General features: G+C 65.7%; 28 protein-coding genes and 1 other RNA gene. 12 read left to right on the top strand and 17 right to left on the bottom strand.

Annotated elements, in window-relative coordinates:
- Positions 1-41: 41 nt before the first annotated feature.
- The 8 genes from M2334_RS01450 to M2334_RS01415 form a co-directional block, all read right to left on the bottom strand.
- Complete coding sequence (locus M2334_RS01450; RefSeq protein WP_264577638.1) at positions 42-1151, bottom strand: 5-methyltetrahydropteroyltriglutamate--homocysteine S-methyltransferase; 1110 nt, start codon at positions 1149-1151, stop codon at positions 42-44.
- A gap of 169 nt (positions 1152-1320) precedes the next feature.
- Positions 1321-2193, bottom strand: a complete 873-nt coding sequence (locus tag M2334_RS01445) for a class III extradiol dioxygenase subunit beta (RefSeq protein WP_181561201.1) — start codon at positions 2191-2193, stop codon at positions 1321-1323.
- Position 2194: 1 nt separating this feature from the next.
- Positions 2195-2596, bottom strand: coding sequence for a protocatechuate 4,5-dioxygenase subunit alpha (ligA, locus tag M2334_RS01440; protein WP_264571743.1), 402 nt, complete (start codon positions 2594-2596; stop codon positions 2195-2197).
- A gap of 238 nt (positions 2597-2834) precedes the next feature.
- Positions 2835-4076 carry an RluA family pseudouridine synthase gene (locus M2334_RS01435; RefSeq protein ID WP_264604612.1) on the bottom strand — a complete coding sequence of 414 codons (1242 nt, stop codon included), beginning with the start codon at positions 4074-4076 and terminating at the stop codon, positions 2835-2837.
- On the bottom strand, positions 4073-4459 hold the full coding sequence (gene crcB, locus M2334_RS01430) for a fluoride efflux transporter CrcB (protein ID WP_264593612.1): 387 nt from the start codon (positions 4457-4459) through the stop codon (positions 4073-4075). The genes M2334_RS01435 and crcB overlap by 4 nt, the downstream gene beginning before the upstream one ends.
- A gap of 70 nt (positions 4460-4529) precedes the next feature.
- Positions 4530-5855 (bottom strand): hypothetical protein, encoded by a 1326-nt coding sequence (locus M2334_RS01425; protein WP_264604611.1) that lies wholly within the window; start codon positions 5853-5855, stop codon positions 4530-4532.
- 62 nt (positions 5856-5917) lie between these two features.
- Positions 5918-6826: an RNA polymerase sigma factor RpoH gene (gene rpoH, locus M2334_RS01420; RefSeq protein ID WP_181561196.1), complete on the bottom strand. Its 909-nt coding sequence runs from the start codon at positions 6824-6826 to the stop codon at positions 5918-5920.
- A 52-nt stretch (positions 6827-6878) separates the two neighbouring features.
- Positions 6879-7778: an RluA family pseudouridine synthase gene (locus tag M2334_RS01415; RefSeq protein ID WP_413716131.1), complete on the bottom strand. Its 900-nt coding sequence runs from the start codon at positions 7776-7778 to the stop codon at positions 6879-6881.
- A 70-nt stretch (positions 7779-7848) separates the two neighbouring features.
- On the opposite strand from M2334_RS01415, the gene M2334_RS01410 reads away from it, so the two are divergent.
- From M2334_RS01410 to M2334_RS01370, 9 genes are all read left to right on the top strand, one after another.
- Positions 7849-8343, top strand: coding sequence for a M67 family metallopeptidase (locus tag M2334_RS01410; RefSeq protein ID WP_264593609.1), 495 nt, complete (start codon positions 7849-7851; stop codon positions 8341-8343).
- 9 nt (positions 8344-8352) lie between these two features.
- Positions 8353-9006: a histidine phosphotransferase family protein gene (locus M2334_RS01405; RefSeq protein ID WP_181561590.1), complete on the top strand. Its 654-nt coding sequence runs from the start codon at positions 8353-8355 to the stop codon at positions 9004-9006.
- Between the two features lie 92 nt (positions 9007-9098).
- Positions 9099-11549 (top strand): chemotaxis protein CheA, encoded by a 2451-nt coding sequence (locus M2334_RS01400; RefSeq protein WP_264604610.1) that lies wholly within the window; start codon positions 9099-9101, stop codon positions 11547-11549.
- The gene (locus tag M2334_RS01395) at positions 11546-11986 is read left to right on the top strand and encodes a chemotaxis protein CheW (RefSeq protein ID WP_264583762.1); all 441 of its coding nucleotides are present in this window, start codon (positions 11546-11548) and stop codon (positions 11984-11986) included. Before M2334_RS01400 ends, M2334_RS01395 begins: the two co-directional genes overlap by 4 nt.
- Positions 11987-12063: 77 nt before the next feature.
- The gene (locus M2334_RS01390; protein WP_264577124.1) at positions 12064-12429 is read left to right on the top strand and encodes a response regulator; all 366 of its coding nucleotides are present in this window, start codon (positions 12064-12066) and stop codon (positions 12427-12429) included.
- A 19-nt stretch (positions 12430-12448) separates the two neighbouring features.
- Positions 12449-13537, top strand: a complete 1089-nt coding sequence (locus tag M2334_RS01385) for a chemotaxis protein CheB (protein ID WP_264604609.1) — start codon at positions 12449-12451, stop codon at positions 13535-13537.
- Positions 13534-14427 (top strand): CheR family methyltransferase, encoded by an 894-nt coding sequence (locus tag M2334_RS01380; RefSeq protein ID WP_264604608.1) that lies wholly within the window; start codon positions 13534-13536, stop codon positions 14425-14427. The genes M2334_RS01385 and M2334_RS01380 overlap by 4 nt, the downstream gene beginning before the upstream one ends.
- A gap of 53 nt (positions 14428-14480) precedes the next feature.
- Positions 14481-15164 carry an N-acetylmuramoyl-L-alanine amidase gene (locus tag M2334_RS01375; protein ID WP_264572348.1) on the top strand — a complete coding sequence of 228 codons (684 nt, stop codon included), beginning with the start codon at positions 14481-14483 and terminating at the stop codon, positions 15162-15164.
- 131 nt (positions 15165-15295) lie between these two features.
- A complete protein-coding gene (locus M2334_RS01370) occupies positions 15296-17071 on the top strand; it encodes an SLC13 family permease (protein ID WP_264593603.1) in 1776 nt (591 codons plus the stop codon).
- A gap of 2 nt (positions 17072-17073) precedes the next feature.
- Here M2334_RS01370 and M2334_RS01365 read toward each other — a convergent pair whose 3' ends face one another.
- Genes M2334_RS01365 through M2334_RS01355 form a run of 3 tightly spaced genes read right to left on the bottom strand, consistent with a single transcriptional unit; the run spans position 17074 to position 19606 of the window.
- Positions 17074-17676 carry a hypothetical protein gene (locus M2334_RS01365; protein ID WP_264604607.1) on the bottom strand — a complete coding sequence of 201 codons (603 nt, stop codon included), beginning with the start codon at positions 17674-17676 and terminating at the stop codon, positions 17074-17076.
- Complete coding sequence (locus tag M2334_RS01360; protein WP_264593601.1) at positions 17673-18872, bottom strand: M48 family metallopeptidase; 1200 nt, start codon at positions 18870-18872, stop codon at positions 17673-17675. Before M2334_RS01360 ends, M2334_RS01365 begins: the two co-directional genes overlap by 4 nt.
- Complete coding sequence (locus tag M2334_RS01355) at positions 18872-19606, bottom strand: hypothetical protein (protein ID WP_264579945.1); 735 nt, start codon at positions 19604-19606, stop codon at positions 18872-18874. Before M2334_RS01355 ends, M2334_RS01360 begins: the two co-directional genes overlap by 1 nt.
- A gap of 171 nt (positions 19607-19777) precedes the next feature.
- Between M2334_RS01355 and rnpB the strand changes: the two genes are divergently transcribed.
- From rnpB to M2334_RS01340, 3 genes are all read left to right on the top strand, one after another.
- An RNA gene (gene rnpB / locus M2334_RS01350) (RNase P RNA component class A) lies at positions 19778-20208 on the top strand.
- Positions 20209-20308: 100 nt separating this feature from the next.
- Positions 20309-20848, top strand: coding sequence for a J domain-containing protein (locus tag M2334_RS01345; RefSeq protein ID WP_264577119.1), 540 nt, complete (start codon positions 20309-20311; stop codon positions 20846-20848).
- Positions 20845-21159, top strand: a complete 315-nt coding sequence (locus tag M2334_RS01340; protein WP_181561185.1) for a (2Fe-2S) ferredoxin domain-containing protein — start codon at positions 20845-20847, stop codon at positions 21157-21159. Before M2334_RS01345 ends, M2334_RS01340 begins: the two co-directional genes overlap by 4 nt.
- Before the next feature lie 32 nt (positions 21160-21191).
- Here M2334_RS01340 and M2334_RS01335 read toward each other — a convergent pair whose 3' ends face one another.
- From M2334_RS01335 to hisH, 6 genes are all read right to left on the bottom strand, one after another.
- Complete coding sequence (locus tag M2334_RS01335) at positions 21192-22715, bottom strand: amino acid permease (RefSeq protein WP_264604606.1); 1524 nt, start codon at positions 22713-22715, stop codon at positions 21192-21194.
- Positions 22716-22840: 125 nt separating this feature from the next.
- Positions 22841-23218 (bottom strand): histidine triad nucleotide-binding protein, encoded by a 378-nt coding sequence (locus tag M2334_RS01330; protein WP_264604605.1) that lies wholly within the window; start codon positions 23216-23218, stop codon positions 22841-22843.
- Between the two features lie 3 nt (positions 23219-23221).
- Complete coding sequence (locus M2334_RS01325; RefSeq protein ID WP_264604604.1) at positions 23222-23539, bottom strand: phosphoribosyl-ATP diphosphatase; 318 nt, start codon at positions 23537-23539, stop codon at positions 23222-23224.
- Between the two features lie 60 nt (positions 23540-23599).
- The gene (gene hisF / locus M2334_RS01320) at positions 23600-24364 is read right to left on the bottom strand and encodes an imidazole glycerol phosphate synthase subunit HisF (RefSeq protein ID WP_264604603.1); all 765 of its coding nucleotides are present in this window, start codon (positions 24362-24364) and stop codon (positions 23600-23602) included.
- Between the two features lie 110 nt (positions 24365-24474).
- Positions 24475-25221, bottom strand: a complete 747-nt coding sequence (gene hisA, locus M2334_RS01315; protein WP_264577114.1) for a 1-(5-phosphoribosyl)-5-[(5-phosphoribosylamino)methylideneamino]imidazole-4-carboxamide isomerase — start codon at positions 25219-25221, stop codon at positions 24475-24477.
- On the bottom strand, positions 25218-25832 hold the full coding sequence (hisH, locus tag M2334_RS01310) for an imidazole glycerol phosphate synthase subunit HisH (protein ID WP_264577657.1): 615 nt from the start codon (positions 25830-25832) through the stop codon (positions 25218-25220). Before hisH ends, hisA begins: the two co-directional genes overlap by 4 nt.

The following is a 25832-nucleotide window of genomic DNA, read 5'->3' as shown; positions in this document are numbered from 1 at the left end:
CCCCCGCGCGGCGCGGTGGGAAGGAGCGCGTCTAGTCCTCGTCAACCCCAGACCTCCTGGGCCACCTCGGCGACCAGCTCCATCTTCGCCTTCTGCTGGTCGAAGGCGATGTCATTGCCGTGGACGGTCGAGGCGAAGCCGCATTGCGGCGACAGGGCAAGCTGGTCGAGCGAGGCATATTTCGTCGCGTCGTCAATCCGGCGCTTCACCTCGTCCTTGGTCTCCAGTTCACCCAGCTTGGTGGTGATCAGGCCGAGCACGACGATCTTACCCTTGGGCAGGAAGCGCAGCGGCGCGAAGTCGCCCGAGCGCGCATCGTCATATTCGAGGAGGAAGGAGTCGATATCGACCTCGTTGAACATGATCTCGGCGACCGGCTCATAGCCACCCTCGGCGGCCCAGCTGGAGCGGAAGTTGCCCCGGCACAGGTGCATCGCCGTGAACATGTCATCCGGCGCGGTGGCCAGCGCATCGTTGATCATCTTGGCATAATGGCGCGGCAGATCATCGGGATCGAGGCCGCGCTTGCGGGCATTTTCGCGCTGCTTGTCGTCGCACAGATAGGCGAGATTGGTATCGTCGAGCTGCAGATAGCGGCAGCCGGCCTCGGCGAGATCGGCGACTTCCTCCTGATAGGCCGAGGCCACGTCCGCGAAGAAATCGGCCATGTCGGGATAGACCGCCTCGCTGATGCCTTCGCGCCCGGCGCGGAAATGCAGCATGGTCGGCGAGGGAATGGTCACCTTGGGCGTCTCGCTCACCACGCTGGCGAGATATTCATAATCCGCGCGCTGGATCGGCTTGGCGTGGGCGATCTTGCCGGTCACCACCATTTTGGGCGGCGCGAAATGCACGTCCTTGCCGATCGCATTCTGGAACTGCACTTCCATGCCGCCGTGCTCCTCGATGCCGTCGAGCTGCAGCAGGAAGTCGGTGTGGAAGAATTTGCGGCGGAACTCGCCGTCCGTCACCGCCTTGACGCCGACGCTCTCCTGGAACGCCACGACATCGGCAATGGCCTTGTCCTCGATCGCGCGCAGAGCGGCAGCGTCGATCTTGCCGGCGGCATGATCGTGTCGGGCCTCGATAAGCGCCTGCGGGCGCAGGAAGCTGCCGACATGGTCGGCGCGGAAAGGGGGTTTGGACGTCATGGCAGTCTCCAGCTCCAACCGGCGCAACACACGCCGTACGAATCCTCATATAAAGGATTCTTTATATATAGGAAGCTTTATGTGATAGACTGACGCGATGGGCCGACAAATGAAAAAGCCCGGCGCAAAGGCCGGGCTTTCATGGATGCTGTGAAGAAGGCAAAGCCGCTCAGGCGCGCGCCTTCGCAGGCGCTTCCGCGATCTCCTTGGGCCGCAGCACGATGTGGCCGACGGCGGTGTTGGAGGCCGGAACATGATAGAAACGATGCAACGCCTCCACCTCGGTGCCGAGCGCGGCGCGCATGATGAGCCACATGATGAGCTCAATGCCCTCAGTGCCCGCCTCGCGCAGATATTCCAGCCGCGTGATGGCACGCAGCTCATCGGTCTCGCCGACGAGCTTGTCCAGAAAGGCATTGTCGAACTCGGGATTGATCAGCCCGGCGCGCGGCCCCTGCAACTGATGGCTCATGCCGCCAGTGCCCCAGATCTGCACGTTGAGATCTTCGGGATAGGTCTCCACCGCATAGCGGATCGCCTCGCCCAGCGCCCAGCAGCGCGCGCCCGAGGGCGTGGGGAACTGCGTCACGTTCACCGCAAGCGGAATGACCTTGCACGGCCATTTGTCGACCTTGCCGAACATCAGGCTGAGCGGAACCGTGCAGCCATGGTCGACATCCATATTGTTCATCAGGGTCATGTCGAACTCGTCGATGACGAGTTGTTCGGCCATGTGCGCGGCCAGCTCGATATGTCCCTCGACAACCGGAACCTCGCGCTTGCCCCAGCCTTCGTCGGCCGGCTCGAATTCCTCGGCCATGCCGAGCGCGAAGGTCGGCACCACGTCCAGCATCATCGCGGAGGCATGATCGTTGTAGCACAGGATGACGACGTCGGGCTTTTCCTCCTGCTCGAAGGTCTTCACCCACTCATAGCCATCGAAGATCGGCTTCCAGTAATCGTCCGTCGAGCGCCCCGTGTCGAAGGCGGCGCCGATGGCGGGGACGTGGCTGGTGGCAATGCCGGCAGTGATCCGTGCCATGTCAGTTGCCCTCCCGCTTGGAGCGCTGGCCAGTCGGCGAGCGACCGCCGGACCGCATCATCGCGGCATATTCGTCGGGCGTCATGTTGGTCATCGAGCTCACCGCGCGCTGCGTGCTCCAGCCGTCGGTATTGGAGAGCTTGACGAGGAAGTAGATGTTACCGCCCAGATCGATGAGCTTGCTGAAATCGCGATCCTGCACGGCGCGCTTCTGCTCTTCGCTCATCTTGAACTTGTCGAGATAGGCGCGCTCATGGTCCTTGAACTCGGCGCGGTTGCCCGCGTCCATCAGCGACATGCAGAATTTGTGCAGGTGATAAGCCTCGCGCGAGCGACGGGCGTTGAACACGGTCGTGCCGGGAATGTCTTCCAGCTCGCTGAGCGGATAAAGGCGAGTGCGCATGGCGGACCTTTCGATCGGTCGAATGAAGAATATAATGGAAGGCCTGCGCCTTTCCAATGGCAGAGGCCCTTGTCATTGTGCGCCTGCGAAATCAAGCGGGGTGATGCTGTCGGACGTGCGCATTGGCCCTGCCTGCAGCGCAAAATCGAACGAGAACACCTCGCTTCAAAAGGATACGCAGGCCCCTCCTCTGAAGAGGAGGGGAGCAGGCGGTGTCATTCCGCGGCGCCTTTTGTCTTTAATCCCGCTCCGGCTTTCGCGGCCGTGCGCCGCCGGTGGGCCGCTTGGCACCCGGGCGCGCGGCTGGCCCGGCCGGCTTGGCCCCCTTGCCGCGCGGCTTCGGCGGGCCCTTGAAGCGCTCGGGCTTGTCCGGGGCGCTGCGGGAGCGGCGTTCCCCACGGCGAGCCTTGCGCATGTCCTTGGCGTGGGCGGTGGACGCACGCTTGTCGGCGGCCTTGCGGTCGGAGGCGGTCGGCTGGATGTCGATCTCCAGCGGCAGATCGCCCTCATTCACGTCGAAGCCCAGGCTCGCCAGCGTTTCGGCGAAATGGAAGGGCGGCTCGGCCTTCACATCGAGCGGGGAGCCATCGGGATGGTCGATGCGGATGCGCCGGGCGTGCAGGTGCATCTTGCGGCTGATCGATCCGCTGAGGAACGCCTCCTTGCCGCCATATTTGCCGTCGCCCACGATCGGGTGGCCGATTTCGGCCATATGGACGCGCAGCTGATGGGTGCGGCCGGTGTGCGGCTGCAGCTCCACCCAGGCGGCGCGGTTGCCGGCGCGCTCGATGACCCGGTAGCGCGTGCGCGCGGGCATTCCATCCTTCTCATCGACATGCATCTTCTCGCCACCGGTGCCCGGCTGCTTGGCGAGCGGCAGGTCGATGAAGCCGTCCGAGACGGAAGGCACGCCCATCACGATGGCCCAATAGACCTTGCGCGCCGTGCGGGACGAGAAGCTCTTGGCGAAATGCGCCGCGCTGCGCGAGGTGCGAGCGAGCAGCAGCGCACCGCTGGTGTCCTTGTCCAGCCGGTGGACGAGGCGCGGCCGGTCGTCGCGCTCGAACATCAAAGCATCGAGCAGTCCGTCGACATGCTCGTGCGTTTTGGTGCCGCCCTGCGTGGCAAGGCCCGGCGGTTTGTTGATGACGATGGCCTGCGCGTCGCGGTGGATGACCAAACCCTCGGCAAAGTTGATCTGATCCTCGGTCAGGATGGGTCGCGGGCGTGGTGCCTTGCCGGCTTCCTTTGCCGCAGCGACATCGAGCGGGGGCACGCGCAAGGTCTGCCCCTCGGCAATGCGGTCGCCCGGTGTCGCGCGAGCACCATCGACCCGCAATTGCCCCGTCCGCGCCCAGCGCGAGACGATGGCGAAGCTCACTTCCGGCATGTGGCGCTTGAACCAGCGGTCGAGGCGGATGCCATCGTCCTCGGCGCGCACGGTGAACTGGCGGACGCCAGCGAGATCGGTCTTGCTCATGCCGTGGCACTCCGCATGAGGGTGAGCCCCAGCGCAAGCGCGCCGATGGAGGCGGCGACGGAGAGCAGCACATAACTGAGCGCATTCAGCGCTTCGCCGCGCTCGATCATCAGCATCGTCTCCAGGCTGAAGGCGGAAAAGGTGGTGAAGCCGCCGAGTACGCCCACGGCGACCAGGAGCCGGATCTGCTCGCCCTGCTGGCCCTGATAGCGCGCGGCCAGCCAGCCCGCGACAAGGCCCATGGCCAGCCCGCCCAGCACGTTGGCGGCGAGCGTACCCCAGGGGTAGCCCGGCCCCATGATGCGCAGGCTCGCGCGTCCCAACTGGTAGCGCAGGGCCGCGCCGATGGCGCCGCCGATCATCACGAGAACTGTATTGAGCATGGTCCACGCCCTAGCCGCTTTTGCGCAACAGGCAAATGGGCGTTCGCTGCGAGGCCGCGCCGGGGCTTGCTCAGTCAGGTTGTGCCAGCAATCCATCCCGCACCACTGTCCGGTCGACCTCGGCAACGAGCCTTGCGTAGCGCGGGTCTTCGACGCTGCCGTAGCGCGCGGCGAAGGCGGCATCGCTCAGCCCCTCGTCGTTCTGAAGCAGAGCAGGCGGCAGCAGGCGTTCCTGCGTCGCGGTCGCCAGGCGTCGCGCCACGTCCTGCGCCCGGCGCGGATCGCCAGCGGCCTGCGCGATCTGGGAGCCGGAGCGGTCCGCCGCCAGATCGACGAAGGAGAAGCCAGAGGCGGTGCCGGTCTGGAACGCCGACGCGGCAGACAGGCTGTCCGCCAGTTCCTTCCATTCGCCCATTGCGGATGAGAACTGCACACCGGTCTGCGCAGCCAGCGCGGCGGACAGCGCCCAATGCTTGGGGAGGTCGTCCCGGCCATGGAGCGTGATTGCTGTCGCAGGCGGCGGACAGCGGCGCGTGGCGCTCAGCGCCAGCCCGGCCAGTTGCCCGGCGCGCGGATCGACCACTAGCATCGCAAGCGCGACAAAGCCCGCCCGATTCGTTTCCGACGTTGCGGTTTGGCTCGGCGGGAACGCACGGCGGACCTGTATGGCAAAGTCGCTTTGCGGATCGCGCGCCTGCAGCGCGACCAGCGCGCAATAGCGATCGAGCACCTGCGCGCCGTCGACCGCGTCACCGCCAGTAAACTGATCGAGCAGGCCGGTCTTGGGCGGCAACTGCACCGCCGCCATCACCGCGCCATTGCGGATGGAGAAGCGCTGCACGACCGTGTCGAGCGGCGGGATCACGGCGCCGCGCAGACGCAGCAGCTGACGCAACCCCTCCAGCAGCAGCCGGGTCGGATATGCCGGCAACGAGACCGCGCCGATGCGCGCCTCTACTTCGGGAAATCCGTTACTTGGGCCGCTTACGACCAGACCGACATTCAGCCAGCGCCCGAGCGGCAGGGCATGGCTCGCGGCGATATGAAGCCGCTCATCGTGGAGATAGAGATCGAGCCGGTCAGGGCGGAAACCATGAGTTGCGAGCGCGCTCAAGCCATCGAGATGGGTGGGCGCGAGCGTGAGCATGCTGACACCGCCGGGCCGCTGCCTGCTGGCCTGCAACTGCTCGATTGCGGCCCGACCGGCACCGACCTGCAGAGGCGTTGGCGTGGGGCGGGCGTCGGCAAGGGGCGCCCCGCTGGTGAACAGCACCGCGCCGATGAGCACCGGCAGGACGAACAGGACGAAGAGGATCGCCAGAACACGCCAGACCTGCTGCCGCGGGCTACGGCCTGCCAATCCCATCCACGAGCCAGAGGCACGCTTGCGCTGCATCGCGTCCCCTATTCGTTACGACTGCCCCTTCGCCTAGGCGACGAGCGCAATCCGCAAACTCGTCAGCCGGCTACCGTCATCAGGCGCTTTTCACCGGCGATCCGCAACATGGCGCGCTGCAGTTTCTCGAACGCCCGAACTTCGATCTGGCGCACGCGCTCGCGGCTGACGCCATAGACCTGGCTCAGCTCCTCGAGCGTCTTGGGCTCCTCCGCGAGGCGCCGCTCCTGCAAGATATGCCGTTCGCGGTCATTGAGGTCGTCCATTGCATCGAGCAGCATGTCGTGCCGCACGTCGCTTTCCTGCGCGTCGGCAATCCGCTCATCCTGCAACGGCCCCTCGTCCGCCAGCCAGTCCTGCCACTGCCCTTCGCCGTCATCGTTCATCGAGACGTTGAGGGATGTGTCGCCGCCCATGGCCATGCGGCGGTTCATGGAAATGACGTCATCTTCCGAGACGCCGAGATCGGTCGCGATCTTCGTCACATCCTCGGGGCGCAGATCGCCATCCTCGAAGGCTTCGATCTGGTTCTTCATCCGCCGCAGGTTGAAGAACAGCTTCTTCTGCGCCGCCGTGGTGCCGATCTTCACGAGGCTCCACGAGCGCAGGATGAATTCCTGGATCGACGCGCGAATCCACCACATCGCATAGGTCGCGAGGCGGAAGCCCCGGTCCGGCTCGAACTTCTTCACGCCCTGCATCAGGCCGATATTGCCCTCTGAGATCAGCTCGGAGACGGGCAGACCATAGCCGCGATAGCCCATGGCGATCTTCGCCACGAGTCGCAGATGGCTCGTCACCAGCCGCGCCGCCGCTTCCGGATCGCCATGCTCCTGATAGCGCTTGGCGAGCATATACTCCTCCTCGGGCTTGAGGAGCGGGAACTTGCGAATCTCCGACAGATAGCGGTTCAAGCTTGCATCGCCGCCAAGCGCAGGGATCGTTGCAGGGAGATTACTGCCGTTACTCACGAAACTTCATCCTTCTGGAGCGCGCAAACAAGAAGGGGCATCGCGCTCATCCTTATACGCAAAGATGGCTGAACAGTTGCTGCATGTCATCCGTAATCGGGCTTTCAAAGCTGAGAGGCTGGCTTGTGACCGGGTGGATGAAGCCCAGCCGGGCCGCATGAAGCGCCTGACGACGAAAGCCAAGGTCAGCCAGCATCGCCTTGTGGATGCCGCCGCGGGCATAGACCGGATCGCCCAGCAGCGGGTGGCCGAGATGGGCCATATGCACGCGCACCTGATGGGTCCGTCCCGTCTCCAGCCGGCACTCGATCAGCGCCGCCCGATCCAGTCGCTCGAGCGTGCGATAATGAGTGATGGCGTGCTTGCCGCGCCCCTCGCGCTGCACTGCCATCTTCTTGCGATCCGCATCCGAGCGGCCGATCCATTGATTGACCGTGCCAGAGGGCGGCGCGGGCCGCCCCTGCACAATGGCGAGATAGCGCCGGTCGATGCTGTGATCCTTGAACTGGCGGGCCAATCCCTCATGTGCCTGATCGGTCTTGGCGACGACGAGCAGACCGGAGGTATCCTTGTCGATGCGGTGGACGATGCCGGGCCGCGCTACCCCGCCAATGCCGGAAAGCTGCCCGGCGCAATGGTGGAGCAAGGCATTGACCAGCGTGCCATCCGGGTTGCCGGCGGCGGGATGCACGACCATGCCCGCCGGCTTGTCCACCACGATCAGATGCGCATCCTCATGGGCGATCACCAGATCGATCGCCTGCGGCTGCGCCTCGGCGGGCGTCGCCTCCGGAATCTCTACGGCAAAGGCCATGTCGGCCTTCACCTTGTAGGCTGGATCAGCCGCCGGGCGGCCGTCCGGCCCGGTCACCTGACCTGCCAGGATCAACGCCTTCACGCGCTCGCGCGACAGGGCTGGCAGCACGCTCGCAAGCGCGCGATCCAGTCTCATGCCGTGCTCGGCCTGCGTGATCAGCGCCGTAATGCTGGTAACCCCCGTTTCCACGGCCTAATATCTGGGGATGGCCGTGCACATATCAAGACCGCTGCGCGATGCGATCCGCGCGCAGGCGAAGGCCGCCGCCCCGCTGGAATGCTGCGGCCTGCTGCTGGGGCGGCGCCTCGCCAGCGCGGAAGGCGGAACGACTACCATCGCCATCACCGAACTTCGCGCCGCCGCCAATGTCGCGGAGCAGCCCGAGCACCGCTTCGAGGTCGATCCGGCCGTACTCATCGCCGCGCATCGCGAGGCGCGCCAGGGCGGGCCGGCCATTGTCGGCCATTATCATTCGCATCCCCATGGCGAGGCCGTCCCCTCGGCGATCGATGCGGCCATGGCGGGGGCGGCGGGCGAGATCTGGCTGCTCGTCGACGCGCGCGGCGACCTTCTGGCCTGGCAAGTTGTTGCGTCAGGCCGCATCCATGGCGTTTTCGATCCCGTCGAACTGGTCGGTTCGCCGCATGGGCGGCTTGCACCCGCGCGCCCGCAGCGCCATGAGGGCACGGCCATCGCCTGAAGAGAGGATATCCCCGTCTTGGTCAAATCCACCGCGTCCGACTCCATCGATTTCGCCAGCCTGCTCTGCTCTCGCCTGTGCCATGATCTGCTCAGCCCCGTCGGCGCGCTGAACAACGGCATCGAGCTGCTTGCCGATGAGACCGACCCGCGGATGCGCGAGCAATGCCTCACGCTGCTGGCGGACAGCGCCCGGACGACGGCGGGCAAGCTCAAATTCTTCCGCTTGGCCTTCGGTGCCGGGGGCGGATATGGCGAGGCCATTCCCGTGCACGAGATCCGTTCTGCCGTGGAAGGCATGTTTCCGCCCGGCGGCAAGATCTCGCTCGACTGGATGATCGCCGGGGACAGCCTTTCCAAGCCGGCCGCCAAGCTTTTGCTCAATCTGGTGCTGTTGACCGGCGAAGCCCTGCCGCGCGGCGGCGTGATCGCCATCGGCGCGGAACAGCAGGGCGGATCGACCGAGATCGCGGTGCGCGGCGAAGGCACGCGCATCACCTTCGACCCCGCCATTCGCGCCGGGCTGGAAGGGCATGGCGATCTGACCACCCGCACGGCCGCAGCCGTGATGATCCGCACGGTGGCGACCGAAGCGGGCGGCGAGCTGATGATCTCGGGCGCTGATGAGCCCCACCTGCTGTTCGGCGCGCGCCTGCCGGCTTGATCCCGCCTGTGTGAGAGCCCGACCGGCAGGTCTTAACCGGGCTTTCACGACTTGGCCCCAAAGGTGTCGCCGCGTTAACCACAGGCGGCGGCATGGACGAGATCATCGGGGAGTTCATTGCGGAAACTCTTGAAACGCTGGAGGTCCTCTCCGGCGAAGTCGTCGCGTGGGAAGCGGACCCGACCGACAAGTCTCGCCTCGACGCGTTTTTCCGGTTTTTCCACACCGTCAAGGGAAGCTGCGGCTTCCTGAACCTGCCCCGTTTCGAGCGGCTGGCGCATGGCGCCGAGGACGTGCTGGCAGCCATCCGGCGCGGCGAACGGCTGGCCGATCCCGCCACCGTCACGGCTGTGCTGGCGGTTATGGACCGAATCGGCGCGCTGGCGCGTGGTCTGGGCGGCGAGCCCGTCCCGGATGAAGCCGATGATGACGGGCTGCTGGATGCCCTGTCACTCCGATCCGGCGGCTTCGAGCTCTTTCACCCGATCGCCGCGCGTGCCGCAACGATGCCGGCCCCGCCCCACGAACCGCCCGCGCAGCGCGCGGACTCGCTAGAGACACCCGCTCCCCCGACGCCCAGCCAGCAGCAACCAACCGCCCCACCGCGCGACAAAGCGCCGCGCACGATTCGACTGCCGCTGGCTCTCATCGATCAGCTGATGAACGGCATCTCCGACATGGTGCTCGCCCGCAACGATCTGGCGCGCCGGATGCGCGACCATGGCGTCGCGCCGGATGTGGAGAGCAGCTTCGAGCGGATGTCGACCAATGTCGCGGACCTGCGCGACATGATCAGCAAGACGCGCATGCAGCGGGTCGACCGCCTGTATGCGGCCATCCCGCGCATGGTGCGCGACCTCAGCCGCGAGCTGGGCAAGAAGGTCACCGTGACTCTCGACGGCGGCGATGTCGAGATGGACCGCGAAATGATCGAGATGGTCGCCGACCCGCTCACCCACATCGTCCGCAATGCGCTCGATCACGGTCTTGAGCTGCCGGCGGACCGCATCGCCGCCCGCAAGCCGGACGTCGGGCGCCTGAACATCGTCGCCCGTCAATCGGGCAACCAAATCGTCATCGAGGTGGCCGACGACGGGCGCGGCATGGACCGGGCGGCCCTGGTCGATCGGGCGGTCGCGGCCGGGCTTGTCACCGCTGCCGAGGCGGCCGGGATGAGCGACGCCGAAAAGCTGAACCTGATCTTCCTGCCCGGCCTCAGCACGGCGCGGGAGGTGACCTCCATCTCCGGGCGTGGAGTCGGCATGGATGTCGTGCGGGCCAATATCGAGCAGATCGGCGGCGTGATCGACATCACGACCGCGCCCGGCGACGGCACCGTGATCACCATGCGCGTACCGCTGACACTGACCATCATTCCCGGCCTGATCGTGCGGTGTGGCGGCCAGACCTTCGCCATGCCGCGTGGCAATGTCGTCGAGCTGATCCACGAAAACAGCAGCATGGTCTCGATCGAGGAGGTCGCCGGCGGACGCATCGCGACCATTCGCGGCGAGCGGCACCCGGTTGTGGCGCTTGAGGACGTGCTCGGCCTTGCTCGTCAGGCAGAAGCGAACGGACCGCGGACCTTGATGGTCATTCGTTCCTCGGCCGGGCAAAATTATGTGCTCGGTGTCGAAACCGTCGACAGCAATGAGGAGCTGGTCATTCGCCCGGCCTCACCGGTGATCGCATCCGCCGGGGCATTTGCGGGCATGACGCTCCCCGACAACGGCCAGCCGATGCTGCTGCTCGACGCCACCGGGCTGTTCCAGATCGCGCAATTGCCCGTGGTCGATGCCGACAAGGCGCGGCGGGATCATCACAGCCAGGAACCGACCGAGGCCATCGATACCTTGCAGGTGCTCTTCTATCGCGACCGGGATGGCGTGGAACGGCTGATGCCGCTGCCCATCGTCGAGCGTGTCGAGGAACTGGACTGTGCGCAGATCGGCCGCTCGGAGGGGCGCGCATTCGCGCGGATCGAGGAGCGCCTGTTGCCAGCGCTCAATGTCCGCCCGGATGAGACCGGCGTGCTCAAGGCCATGCGCCTGCATGACGGGCGCGATCTGCTTATCTTCCTCATCGAAGAGGTGCTGGACATCCTCGAAATTCCCGCCCGGCTGGACGTGCCGATCGGCCGGGGACGGATCGCCGGCCTGGTGCTGGTTGGCGAGCAGCAACTGGAGCTGGTCGATCCGTTCACGCTGTTCGAGGAGGCCGCGGCCCGCCCGGCGTCTGACGCCGCCGCGCAGGCCGTGCGCTGCATGATCGCCGATGTCGAAGACCCGTGGATGCGCAACATCCTGGCGCCGCTGCTCGTTCAGGCCGGCTATGACGTCGTTCTGGGCGCCGCAGGCGACGCGCCGCCCGATGTCGTACTGTGCGGCAGCGGACATGCCCCTGCGCCCATGGGCGTTCCGGTGCTTGCCCTGCGGGAGCAGCCGCAACTGCCCGCCGACCCCGACGCGCCGCCCTCCATTTACCGCTATGACCGCGCCGGGCTGATGGCGGCGATCTCCAGCTTCGCACGGAAGGCCGCATGACCGACTCACTGTTCCTGTTCGCGTCCATCGCGGGCGCCCCGATTACCGTGCGGGCCTGTGCCATCGAAGCCGTGGTGCGGCTGGGGGATATCGTACCCGTGCCATTGGCGCCTGTGCATGTGCGTGGGCTGGCGGCGCTGCGCAGCAGGGTGCTCACCGTGATCGATCTGCAATCGCGCATCTTTGGCACGGCGGCGGATGCACAGACCGCACCGCTGGCGATCGTCGCGGACATTGCCGGGCACAGCTATGGTTTCCTCATCGATGCGGTGACCGATATCTGCCAGGCGCAGGGCGGCGTGCAGCCATTGCGCGGCCGCATCGATCCTGCCTGGCGGCCGTTCGTTTCCGGCCTCGTCGATTATGATGGCCGCAGCCATCTTCTGCTCACGCTCGCCGATTTCACCAACGCCCCGTCTGGCGCGCTGGCCGCCTGAGATATTTAACGAATTTACCAAAATGACACGCTCTGCCCGTAGGTTAGTAGCCAAGCAAGTATCAGGGGTCGCGACTCATGCCGAACTGCCTCATTGTCGATGACTCCAAGGTGATCCGAAAGGTGGCGCGCCACATTCTCGAATCCCTCGATCTCGACGTTCACGAAGCGCAGGACGGACGTGAAGCGCTCGACATGTGCGAAGGGCAGGTGCCGGACGTGGTGCTGCTCGACTGGAACATGCCGGTGATGAGCGGCCTGGAGTTCCTCAAGGAACTCTCCCGCCGCAATTTCGCACAGCCGCCCAAGGTGATCTTCTGCACCACCGAGAATGGCGTGGACCATATCCGCGCCGCCGTCGATGCCGGTGCCGACGAATATGTCATGAAGCCCTTCGATCGCGACACGCTGGAGAGCAAGCTCCAGATCGTCGGGGTTCTCTAAGGGCTCGGGAGCGCCGGGAATGGCGTGCGCTGCCCTCCTGTCCGATGCCAGCTCCGGAACCGATGGTTCGCCCATCGATGTGCTGATCGTCGATGATTCGCTGGTCGTCCGGCGCGTGCTTGGCCGGGTGCTCGGCGAAGATCCGCGCTTCCGCGTCGTTGGCACGGTCGCCAGCGGAAAGCAGGCTCTGGCTTTCGTGGCCAGAAAGTCGGTGGACCTGGTGCTTCTCGATATCGACATGCCCGAGCTGGACGGCTTGCAGGTGCTTCCTCACCTGCTTGGCCCCGATCAGCGCCGGCAGGTGGTGCTGCTCAGCGGTTCATGCAGCGAGGGCAGCGAGGTCGCCTTGCAGGCGTTGGCTTTGGGTGCCGGTGATGTCGTGGCCAAGCCCAGCGCTGGCCATTTCAGCCCGCAATTTGTGGAACATCTACTCGATCGCCTGGCCCATCTGGCGCCGGCGGCCGAACGAAGCCGCACCCCGGAGCGGTTCGACGAGGCAAGCGCCCGCCTGCGGCCGCCCGGCACGCTCGTGCGCGCCGTGGCCATCGGCGGATCGACCGGCGGGATCAGCGCGATCCTCTCGGTCATCAAGGGCCTTGAGGACAATCCGGCCTTTCCCATCTTCATCACCCAGCATCTGCCTGCCAGCTTCCAGCCGCTGCTGGCAGAACAGCTCCGCCGCGCCACACATCTGCCCGTGGTTCTGGCGGAACAGGCCATGCCGGTGCAGCCGGGTACTATCCATCTGGCACCCGGCACTGCCCATCTTTCGCTCGGCAAAGGAGCGCGCGGGCAAATACTGGTGCGATTGAGCACCCAGCGCTGCCTGCATGAGAGCTTCCCGGCGGTCGACCCGATGTTCACCGCCCTGGCGCGCCATTATGGACGCGGCGCCTGCGGCGTCATCCTTTCCGGCATGGGGCGCGACGGACTGGCCGGCGCGCAAGCCATTGTCGGCGCGGACGGCTGGGTGATCGCGCAGGACCACCAGTCGAGCGCGGTATGGGGCATGCCCGGTTCGGTCGTGAAGGGAGGTCTCGCCAGTGCCATTCTGCCGCCCGCTCAGATCGCCGAGCTGATCATGCAGCAATGGCAGGCAGGCGCATGACCATGCAGCCAGTTTCCAACGCCGCCTGTCGCCTCGCCGAATTGCTCCACCGGGAGACCGGGCAGACGCTCTCGGAAGCACGGCGATGGCGTATCGAAACGTCGCTGCGACCGCTGCTCCGCGCACACGGGCTGCGCACGCTGGAAGAGCTCGTGAACGCGATTGATCGGGCGCCTCACGGGCTCCTGCAGGCCGAAGTGATTGACGCCCTGCTCAATCACGAAAGCTCGTTCTTCCGGGATGTCAGTGTCTTTCACGCGATCGAAAACAGCGTCCTGCCCGCACTCGCCCGGACGCGCGCGGATCGGCGACTGCGCATCTGGTGCGGCGGGTGCTCGACCGGGCAGGAAGCCTATTCGCTGGCCATGATCGTCCACCGCTCGGCCGCGCTGGCCGATTGCACGGTCAGCATCCACGCCACGGACGTGTCGGCCCTCGCGATCGCCAAGGCAAAGCGCGGTCGCTTTTCGCAGATGGACATGCAGCGCGGCCTGCCGATCAGCGAATTGCTGCGCTGGTTCCATCCTGTCGATAACGAATGGCAGATTGCCGGCGAGCTTCAGCAGATGATCGTTTTCCAGCAGGACAATCTGCTCGACCCCGCTCATGGCGCAGGCCCATTCGATCTCATTCTGTGCCGCAACGTGCTCTTCTACTTTTCCGAAGAGAGGCGCCGCCGGGCATGGAAAACGCTGTCGGGCCGGGTTCGGCCCGGCGGCTATCTCGCGCTCGGGGCGGGCGAAATGGCCTGTGCCGAGTCCGGCTTTTCGGCCTGCCGGGGCCTCAGCTGCCTGTATCAGGCCCGTGAAGCCCGGCCCGATCAACCGCGCATGATGCTGCCTGCAGGCGGCGCTTCCTCCGCATCCGCCATTGAGCTAGGACAGGGCTGACCGCACCGTCCGGCAACATGCCGGCATGCGCAAGGAAAGTGGCCCAGTTCTGCATGATCGAGACGCCGTCACCCAATTTTGACGACCGAACGCTCCCGGTTTCCATCCTCGTCCTGCACTATACGGGAATGCCGGATGCCCAGAGCGCGATCAACTGGATGGCCAATCCGGATAGCAAGGTTTCTGCCCATTATGTCGTCACAGAGGAGGGCAAGGTGGTCCGCATGGTCGACGAGACCAAGCGGGCCTGGCACGCCGGACGGGCCTGGTGGCGCGGCATCACCGACGTCAATTCCGCGAGCATCGGCATCGAGATCGTCAATCCCGGCCATGAATGGGGCTATCGGCCCTTCCCGCAGGCGCAGATCGATGCGCTGATCCCGCTCGTCCACGACATCATGCAGCGCCACCGCATCACCCGCGGCAATGTCGTCGGCCACAGCGACGTGGCGCCCGCACGCAAGCAGGACCCCGGCGAGCTGTTCCCCTGGAGCAAGCTCGCCCGGCTGCGCCTCGCCCTGCCGCGCCCGACCCGCAATCTCATGGACCCACTCTGGAGCGACGGCGCCTTCATGCTCGCGCTCGAGCGATTCGGCTATGATATCGCGGAGCCGGAAGCCGCGGTGACGGCGTTCCAGCGCCGTTTCCGGCCGGAATTGATCGACGGCGTGATCGACGGGGAATGCCGCGCCATCCTGCTCGCGCTGCTGCTGCCAAGGCCCCGCGGCGACGACTGAGCGCGATCGGACAAGACGGACCGGAATATTTTTCAGTGCCCGCACACTGAAATCCATTTCGGGCGTTTGGCGGGGATGATGACAGCGAGGGTGGTCGCGCAGCGCCGCGACGGGCTTGGGGGGAGAACGGGATGACCGGGCCGCAATGGCTCTCTATCGCTACGCTTGCCGGCATGATGGTGCTCTTCCTCTGGGGGCGCTTCCGCTATGACGTCACGGCCGTCATCGTTCTGCTCTTCGCGGTTCTGATCGGGATTGTCGATCCGGCCGACGCCTTCTCCGGCTTCTCGGACGATATCGTCATCATCGTCGGCTCGGCGCTGGTGCTTTCGGCCGCTGTGCAGCGCTCCGGCGCGATCGAGGTGGGGCTGAAATTCGTCGCGGGCCGCGTGCGCCATGTCCGCTCGCAACTGCTGCTGCTTACCGCCACGGTCGGCACGGCCTCGGCGCTGGTCAAGAATGTCGGCGCGCTTGCCATGCTGATGCCCGCCGCCTTCCAGATGGCCAAGCGCAACAACGCCAGTCCCTCGGTCTTCCTCATGCCCATGGCCTTCGCCTCGCTGCTGGGCGGGCTGATGACGCTGGTCGGCACCTCGCCGAACATCATCGTCAGCCGCGTGCGCACGGAGATGACCGGCGAGCCCTTCGGCATGTTCGATTATTTCCCGACGGGCTTCGGCCTGTTCATCGTCGGCCTGCTGTTCCTGCGCTTCGGCTACCGGCTGCTCCCGCGCGATCGGCGCGGCGCGGCGACTATGGGCGATGCCATGGACATCTCCGGTTATGTCACCGAAGCGACGGTGCGCGAGGACACGCCGCCCGATGGCGAGACCATCGCCGCCTTCCTCAAGCGCCACGATCATGAGGTGCAGATCACCAGCCGCCTGCGCGGCCGGCGTCCGCTCTCGACGCAGGGCAATGCGCGGTTGCAGGAAGGCGACGTGCTGATTCTCTACGGCGAGCCGGATGCGCTGGAGCGGGTCATCGCCCGCGACGCGCTGGAGCTGGACGGGGAGACGCGCGATTTGCCCGAGGGCAGCGAGGGGGACGAGATCGGCGTCACCGAGGCAGTCGTGACGGCCGAGTCCCCGCTGGTCGGCCAGAGCGCGGAGCGGCTGCTCCTCCAGCAGCGTTATGGCGTCAATCTCATCGCCGTCTCGCGCGCCGGGCAGATGCTCGGGCGCAAGCTGGGCGAGATCAACCTGCGTGCGGGCGATGTCATCGTGCTGCAGGGGCCCCTCGGCCTGCTGCCGGCGCGGCTGCGCGATCTGGGCGCGCTGCCGCTGGCGGAGCGGGGCGTCAAACTGGGCAAGTCACATCGCGGCTGGCTGCCGCTGCTGATCCTCGCCGTCGCCATGACGGCCACGGCGAGCGGTTATGTGCCGGTAGCCATCGCTTTCTTCGCCGCCGCCGCGCTCACCGTCATCAGCGGCGCGTTGCCGGTGCGGGAAGCCTATGATGCGGTCGAGTGGCCCATCCTCATCATGCTCGCCGCGCTCATCCCGGTCAGCGACAGCATCCGCAGCACCGGCGCGTCTGATGTCATCGCCACCAATCTCGCTCATGTCGCCGCCGCCCTGCCCCCCTGGGGCGCCGTCGCGCTCATTCTGGTCGCGGCCATGGCCGTGACGCCGTTCCTCAACAATGCCGCGACGGTGCTGGTGATGGCCCCCATCGCCGGCGTCTTCGCGCATGACTTGGGCTACCGGCCAGAAGCCTTCCTCATCGCCACCGCCGTCGGCGCGGGCTGCGATTTCCTCACGCCCATCGGCCATCAGTGCAACACGCTGGTCCTCGGCCCCGGCGGCTACCGCTTCAGCGACTATGCCCGCCTGGGCGCACCCCTTTCGCTACTGGTGGTGCTCATCGGCACCCCGCTCATCATCTGGACCTGGCCACTGCAATAAGGTCAGTTGAGGCGAGCGCTCGCCACCAGAGCCTCGAAATCCGGCGCGTTCCGGCTGAAATAGTTCAGCCGCGGAGCATCATAGGTCATCATGTACAGCTTACCGGCGATGATCGCCGCGCGCGCTTCCCCCTGTCGCGTCAGCCCGTCCTTGTCGGTGAACGCGTACCGGAAGCGCACACCCTCCGCTCCGACGAATGCCGAGGGCTCCGTTGAGATGAGTTCAAAGGCGGCGAGATCTTTCGCAGTCCGGTACGTCCTTTCCAGCAGCTCGGGAATCTCGATCAGCAGCGTTTCGCTGGTGAACTTGGGCAGAGGCTCCCGCTTCTTGCTGCGCTCCTTGATCAGGGGCTGGCCCGCAGGCACGGCGGCGTAGAAGGTGACGTCGTTCAGCTGGGCGCCGTCCACCGTCCAGCTTTCCGCAAACTGGCCCGGCCGCCGGCCGAGTTGATTCCAGTCGCGGGAGGGCGTCACCGTCAACGAGGAGGCGGCTACTTGAGCGGCCACTCCGCCGGGACGCAGCTTGTGCGCAAGAGCCGGTGTGGCCATCAGCAGCGCGAGCGCTGCGGCGCCAGCGAGCGGAAGCTTGAAATGCGTGCGTTTCATTGGTGGGCCGTTTCTTTCGGAAGCATCATTTTAATCATGGTTGCGTCGGACGCATCAGGCTTCAACCGCAGGTAGCTGCGCAGCCCCTCCCACGCCTCGGCGCGCACGCCTGTCTTCAGCTTGGACAAGCCCAGCCCTCGGTAGGCCTCGGCGAAATCCGGGTCGGCCTTGATGGCGTTTGCGTAAAAGTCGGCCGCCTGGATCAGATCGCGCGGGTGCCCACGGCTGCGATACAGCTCCCCTCTGGAGAACCAGAGTTGCGCGGTCCAACCGTCCTGCGCCAGCGCCTGGATCAGGTAATCGCTGCCGCCGAAATCGTTCAGCTTGATCTGGTCCTCGAGAAACCGGGGCGTCCAGGTCGCCAGTGCGGCCCGATATCGCGCCACCCCATCGTCTCGCCCGGCGCCCTCCGGTGCTGCCAGCTCGGCCAGATAGGATGCGCGCTCTCCCTCCGGCGGATGCGAGGCCGTGAAGGCGATTTTCTTGAAATTGGGCTTGCTCAGCCCCTTCGCGCTGGCGGAGGCACTCATCTCGCCCATGAAATTTTCCCACACCTGGGCTGCAGCCTGCGGGCGGTAGTCACTGCGGTTCAGATAGGCGAGTCCGAGCAGGTCTGCCTCCCGCTCCTGATCTCGTCCGAACCGATACAAGGTGCCGTAGACCTGCAACTGCATGTCGCGATAGGTCTGCATGCCCCCGTAAGGTGCGGCCATGCTCGCGAGCACGGCGGTCCACGCGAGCAGGTCGGTGCCGGACCGCCGCGAGCGAAATTGCTGCAGCGAATGCCGGCTCTCGAAATGGCCGAACTCGTGGCCGAGTATCGCCGCCAGTTCCGCTTCGTTGCGCATCCGCAGCAGCAACCCGCTGTAGACGCGCATCGTGCCGTTGGGGGCCATGCTGGCGTTGAAGCTCGGCTCGCGGATCACATAAATCCGCGTGGCCTTGCACCGGTCGTCGCCAACCGTGCTGCACAAAACTCTGGTGATGTAGCCGGTCAGGGCCTCGTCGCGGATCACGAGCGGCGATGTCGCCAGCACGCGTTCCTCTTCGTCCATTTCCCGCCACATGCCGATTTCATCGACACCCTGCGGCTGGTAGGCACCCGCATAAGGCGGCGGAAGCGGCGGCACGGCGTGCGCGCCAGCTGCAAGCAATTCCGCCAGCGTCGCCGCGACGGTGCAGGCGAGGCGCCGCATTACTTCGCAGCCTTGCCGATGCTGCTGCCCGGGAAATCCTCCAACAGCTGGGCGACGCGCTTTTCCGAGCCATCCGGCTCACGCACATCGCCGCCCATCTGGCCGTCCGCGTTCAGCCAGAGCAGATCGCCGGTCTTGAGATCGACAAGCCCAGCGAACCCCATATGCTCGCCGGACGTAACCGAGACGCCGCCCATCAAGGCCATGATCTGCAGCACCTTGCGCCCGGTCGAGCCGTAAGCATCGCGATTGTAGATGAAGAGGCCGTAGTCGGCATCCTGCGCACCGGGCAGGCGCGCAACCCCGTCGCCAAGGGACCACTCGAAGACTTGCTCTTTATTGTCCCGCTTCTTGGTCGGCAGCCGGTTGCCGACGAAGAACTGATACTCGATCACCGCCTGCGAAACGGCCGAGAACAGGGACATATATTCCTGCAGATTCTGGTCCTGTTCGCCATAGGCTTCGGGCGCCACGACGACCTGATTGCCCAGCCTGCTCTGATACTGCGTCAGCGCCGCCTCGATATTTGCCTTGGCCTTCTCGGTCCATTCGGCATTGGGCTCGAACATCCCGCCAGTGGACTGCGCGCCCACGCGGACCGCCGGACGAAACAGCAGGATTTTCTTCTGACTGTTTGGCGGCAGCGAGAAGCCCTGCTTCACGGCCGAACGCTCCTGCGCAAAGCCCGCGCTACAAATGGATGCGGAAAGACCCGCCGCAAAGGCGAGCCACATAGTGAATAGTCTCAAGCAATCCCCCCATTCGCTTTGCAGCGACCTGATGGAAGATAACAACGCGAAGTTGACTTGTGCAAGTCCTCTTTCGGGGGAGCTGGTTACTATCTTGCACTATCTGCGTGACACCGCCCGTGACTCTCCGCCCGCCTGCGCCTATAGCCCCGTTCGCCAGGCGGTCGGGCGGCCGCGGCGGGCGCTTGCGTCCGGCGAGGAAAGTCCGGGCTCCACGAAACAACGGTGCCGGATAACGTCCGGCGGCTCTCCTCGCGGGAGTTAGGGACAGTGCAACAGAGAGCAGGTCACGTGCGCCTTCGGGCTTGGGCTTCGGCCGCGTGAACAGTGAAAGGGTGCGGTAAGAGCGCACCGCGTCCCCGGCAACGGCGGACGGCACGGTAAACCCCACCGGGAGCAAGACCGAATAGGGGCGGCGCGCAGGTCTTCGGGCCTGCTAGGCTTGTTTCGGCCGAGATCGCCCGGGTTGGTTGCTTGAGGCCCTGCGAGAGCATGGCCCTAGAGGAATGGTCGCCCATCCGCATGCGCGTCCCTTTACGGGATACGGCGGCGGTGGACAGAACCCGGCTTACAGACCGCCTGGCATTTTGCTGATCGCCTGCAGGGCAATTGCACGACCGCTGCGATACCCGCATTTTCACCGCGCTACGGTGGATTTCACTACGAACCCACACTAAGTGAGATCGGATGGCCAGAAGCGGACGGAACAATGACTGGGGCTTTCCCCGCTGGCGCAGCTATGGCTCCACGCGGGAAGCGCAGGCCGTTCGGCTGTGTGACCGGCATGGCTGCGACCAGCCCGGCAACTGCCCCGCGCCCAAATCCCCCAACAGCCCGGACCGCTGGTATTTCTGCCAGGCTCATGCCGCTGAATATAACAAGGGCTGGGATTATTTCGCGGGATTGGACGAGGAAGAGCGCAACGAGCGCATGCACAATGAGCAACGCGATGCCTCCGGCTATCGGACCAGCGCCCATAATCAATGGGCCGGCCCCGGCGATGGCACCCGCTCGCGCGACGAGATGCGCGCGCTCGATGTGCTGGGGCTGGAGAGCGATGCCGATTTCGAGGCGGTGAAGCGAAGCTGGCGCGCACTCGCCAAGGAATGCCACCCGGATGTGCGCCCAGGCGATGCCGACGCCGCCACGCGCTTTCAGGCCATCCAGGCCGCTTATGACGTGCTGCGCGTGGCCGAGGAGCGCAAGAGCTGGAAGCCCGCGCCATGAGCGCCCGTCAGGTTCGCAGTCGCTGGTCCAACGCGGTGCTGGTCTGTCGCAAATGCGAGAAGAAGATCAAGGGTGGCGGTTTTGGGCCGGAGGGGAACAAGACCCTCGGCAAGGCCCTGCGCAAGCATCTGCAACTCGGCAAGGGTCGCAAGGCCGGCGCGGGCATTCTCGAGGTCGGCTGCCTAGATATCTGCCCCAAGCGCGCGGTGACCGTGGTCGACACCAGCAAGCCGGACCGATGGCTGATCATCCACCCCGGCGCCAATCTGGATGTTCTCGCGCACGATCTGGGGCTGCGCAACAAATCCTGAGATGATCGATGCGGCCCGGCTGACCGGTGCCGTCAGTCGATGGGCGGCACGGGCTGCGGCGGCGCGTCGGGATCGGCCTCATGCACCTCGACGGTGCCGCGCCCGACATGGCTGCGCGAGCGGCTATAGGCGAAATAGACGACGAGACCGACTACAGCCCAGGCCACGAACATCAGCTTCGTCTCGATACCGAGTTTGAAGAAGAGGTAGATGCAGCCGAGGATCGCGACCGGCGCGGTGATGGCGATGGCCGGTGTACGGAACGGCCGCTTGCGCGTCGGGTCCGTCCGCCTCAGCACGAGCACGGCGATGGAGACGGCGGCAAAGGCAAACAGCGTGCCGGAATTGGAAATGTCGGCGAGAATGCCGACCGGGAAGAAGGCCGCGAACAGGGCCACGAAAACGCCGGTGATGATCGTGATGACATGCGGCGTGTGGAACTTGGGGTGGACCTTGGAGAACACCGCCGGCAGCAGCCCGTCCCGGCTCATGACGAAGAAGATGCGCGTCTGGCCGAACATCATCATGAGGATGACCGACGGCAGGGCAAGACCAGCAGCCAAACCGATGAGGTTGCCGATCTGCGGCCAGCCGATCTCCCGCATCGTCCAGGCCAACGCTTCTTTCGAGCAGACCACTGCCTGATCGCCGATGGCCGCGCACTGATCGGCCAGCGCCTTGCTGCCCGGCGCCAGCGCTTCCCCGGCCGGGCCCATCAAAGGCTGCGAGCCCACCGTGCCGACAACCCCGGCAGCAACCAACAGGTAGAAAATCGTGCAGATGGTGAGCGAGCCAATGAGGCCGATCGGCATGTTGCGCTGGGGATTCTTGGTTTCCTCTGCCGCCGTGGAGACCGCATCGAAGCCCACATAAGCAAAGAAGATCGACGCCGCCGCCGCGCCGATGCCGCCGAAGCCCAAAGGCGCGAACGGCGAAAACTGGTCCATGTTCATCACTGGCAGCGCCAGCACGATGAACAGAGTGAGCGCCGCGACCTTGATCACCACGAGCACGGCATTGACCATCGCGCTCTCACGCGTGCCGATGACGAGCAGCCAGGTGACCAGCAGGGCGATGCCCATGGCGGGCAGATTGACAAGGCCGCCATCGAACGGCCCGCGCACCAGCATGTTGGGAATGTCGATGCCCAGCGCATGTTCGAGCAGGCCGACGACATAGCCGGACCAGCCGACCGAGACCGCCCCCGCCGCCACGGCATATTCGAGGATCAAGGCCCAGCCGACCATCCAGGCGATCAGTTCGCCCATCACCGCATAGCTGTAGGTGTAGGCCGACCCCGAAACCGGGACCATCGAGGCCATTTCCGAATAGCAGAGCGCCGCCACGGCACAGACGAAGCCGGCGATGACGAAGGAGAGCATCATGCCCGGCCCCGCCTTCTGCGCCGCTTCCGCCGTCAGCACGAAAATGCCGGTGCCGATCACGGCGCCCACACCCAGCATGGTCAGTTGGAAGGCCCCGAGCGATCGGTGCAGTGATTTCTTTTCGGCAGTGGCGAGAATGGCGTCGAGTGGCTTGATGCGGCCAAAGATCATGCGCGTCTCTCTATACAGCGCGGCCGCAGCCGCTCCCCCTGAACTGACCGCCAAGCCTATAGGCTTATCGGCGACGCGCAAGGGGCTTGCGACAGGGGAAGGCGTCGCGGGCAGGCAAACCGCGCTCAGCGCGCCAGCATCGGCCCCAGCGCGCGTCCGCCGAACAGATGAACGTGCAGATGAGGCACTTCCTGCCCGCCATGCGCGCCGACATTGGCGAGCAGGCGATAGCCCGGCTCCACCAGCCCCGCCTCGCGGGCAATCGCGCCGACCGCGCGCACGAATGCCGCGATCTCGCCCTCGCTCGCACGGGCCGAGAAATCATCCCAGCTCACATAGGCGCCCTTGGGAATCACGAGAATGTGCGTCGGCGCCTGCGGGGCGATGTCGTGAAAGGCGAGGACATGATCGTCCTCGAACACCTTGTTGCAGGGGATGTCTCCGCGCAGGATCTTCGCGAAGATATTGCTCTCGTCATAGGGAAGGGTCGGGTCGATCGCCATGGCTCACTCCTTTGTGCGCGATGCCTTTTCGTCCAGCCCAGAAACGCCCTCGCGCCGGTCCAGCTCGGCGCAGACATCGCCGAGCGTAACGCCACGCTCGGCGAGCAGGACGAGCAGGTGGAACATGAGGTCGGCCGCTTCGCCGGTCAGGGCCCCCTTGTCCTCACTCAGCGCGGCGATCACCGTTTCGACCGCTTCCTCGCCGAATTTCTGCGTCATCTTGCCCAGCCCCTTGGCGCGCAGGCGGGCGACATAGGAACTGTCGGGATCGGCCTCGCGCCGGGCGAGGATGGTCTGTTCGAGGCGGAAGAGGCTGTCCATAGCGCTTGTCCTTGCCGCTGCGCCGCCGGGCGTCAATGGCTTTTCCCGCTGACGCCGCGCTCAGAGATGGCGGACGGGAATGCCCGCAGCGGCCAATGCTGCCCGCGCCTCACGCACGCTGTACTGGCCGAAATGGAAGATGGAGGCCGCGAGCACCGCGCTGGCATGGCCCTGCGTCACGCCCTCGACCAGATGATCGAGCGTGCCGACGCCACCGCTGGCGATGACCGGCACGGTGACCGCATCGGCAATGGCGCGGGTCAGCGCAAGGTCATAGCCCTGCTTCGTGCCATCGCCATCCATGGAGGTGACGAGCAATTCGCCCGCGCCAAGCTCCGCAAGCCGCGCCGCGTGAGCAAGCGCGTCGATGCCGGTGGCGCGACGGCCGCCATGGGTGAAGATTTCCCAGCGGCCCTCACCGACCCGCCGGGCATCGACGGAGGCCACGATGCACTGGCTGCCGAACCGATCTGCAATCTCGCTCACCACCTCGGGACGCGACACGGCGGCGCTGTTCACGGCGACCTTGTCCGCGCCGGCAAGCAGGAGCGCGCGTGCATCCTCCGCGCTGCGCACGCCACCGCCGACGGTGAGCGGCATGAAGCAGACTTCCGCCGTGCGCGCGACGATATCGAGCAGCGTGCCGCGATCCTCATGGCTGGCGGTGATGTCGAGGAAGCACAGTTCATCCGCCCCGGCCGCATCATAGACCTTGGCCTGCTCGACCGGATCGCCGGCATCGCGCAGGTCGACGAAGTTCACGCCCTTGACCACGCGGCCATTGGCGACATCGAGACAGGGAATGATGCGGGTGCGGACGGTCACTGGACTAAATCCTCACATCCGTTCGTGTCGAGCGAAGTCGAGACACGGCCACCACTGTCCTCGCGTGTCTCGACTTCGCTCGACACGAACGGGAGGTAGCTGCGTGACATTCACGCGGCATTCGCCACAGCAATCGCGGCCCGCAGGTCCAACCGACCATCGTAAAGCGCCCGGCCGGTCACCACGCCCTCGATGCCATCGCCAGCATGGAGGCTGAGCACCCGAATGTCCGAGATATCCGCCACGCCGCCACTGGCGATCACGGGAATGTCCACGGCCCGCGCCAGCTCGACCGTCGCATCGATGTTCACGCCCTTGAGCAGGCCGTCGCGGCCCACATCCGTGAACAGCAGCGAGGCGACGCCCGCGTCCTCGAAGCGGCGGGCCAGATCGACCACCGGCATGTCAGACTTCTCGGCCCAGCCATCGGTCGCGATCATGCCATCGCGCGCGTCCACCGCAACGACGATGCCGCCGGGATAGTCCGCCGCCATATCCTTGACGAACTGCGGATTCTTGAGCGCCGCCGTGCCGATGACGACGCGCGACACGCCGAGCGCGAACCAGCCCTGCACCGCCTGCGGATCGCGAATGCCGCCGCCAAGCTGGACATGGCCGGGGAAGGCCTGAACGATGGACGCAATCGCTGCGCCATTGACGGCATGGCCGGCAAAGCTGCCGTCCAGATCCACCACATGCAGGAAATCCGAGCCCTGCTCGGCCCAGATCAAGGCCTGCGCGGCGGGATCGTCACCATAGACGGTCGCCCGGTCCATATCGCCCTCGGCCAGGCGAACGACCTGCCCGCCCTTGAGATCAATGGCGGGAAAAACGATGAACGGCGGAATTTCACTCATGGCGCCCACTCCAGAAAACGGGCGAGGGTCGCGAGGCCATAGGCCTGGCTCTTTTCCGGATGGAACTGGACGCCCAAAATATTGTCCTTGCCGACCGCCGCCACCAGCGGTCCGCCATGGTCGGTGGTCGCGACGACATGCGCCGCCTCCGCCGCCTCGAAATGATAGCTGTGCAGAAAATAGGCCTCACCCGGCTCCACCAGCGGATGGGCGCGCGCGCCGACAACATCGTTCCAGCCCATATGCGGGATCTTGATCGCGGGATCGTCCCGCTCGATGCGCCGCACCGTGCCCGGAATCCAGCCCAGCCCCTCATGCCGCCCAAACTCCTCGCCGGCATCGGCCAGCAACTGCATACCCACGCAAATGCCGAGGAACGGCCGCCCGACCTCGAACACCGCCTCGTGCATCGCCTCGATCATGCCCGGCAGCGCGCGCAACGGCTCGATGCAGGCGCGGAAAGCGCCCACACCCGGCAGCACGATGCGGTCGGCCCGGCGCACCACCTCGGCATCGGCGGTAATGACGACGCCATGCGCCCCGGCGGCCCGGAGCGCATTGTGCACGGAGTGGAGGTTCCCCGCGCCATAATCGATGAGCGCGATGGTCAT

The sequence above is a fragment of the Sphingobium sp. B11D3D genome (genome assembly GCF_025961755.1).
Classification (GTDB): domain Bacteria; phylum Pseudomonadota; class Alphaproteobacteria; order Sphingomonadales; family Sphingomonadaceae; genus Sphingobium.
This window is presented reverse-complemented; position numbering and strand designations above follow the sequence as displayed.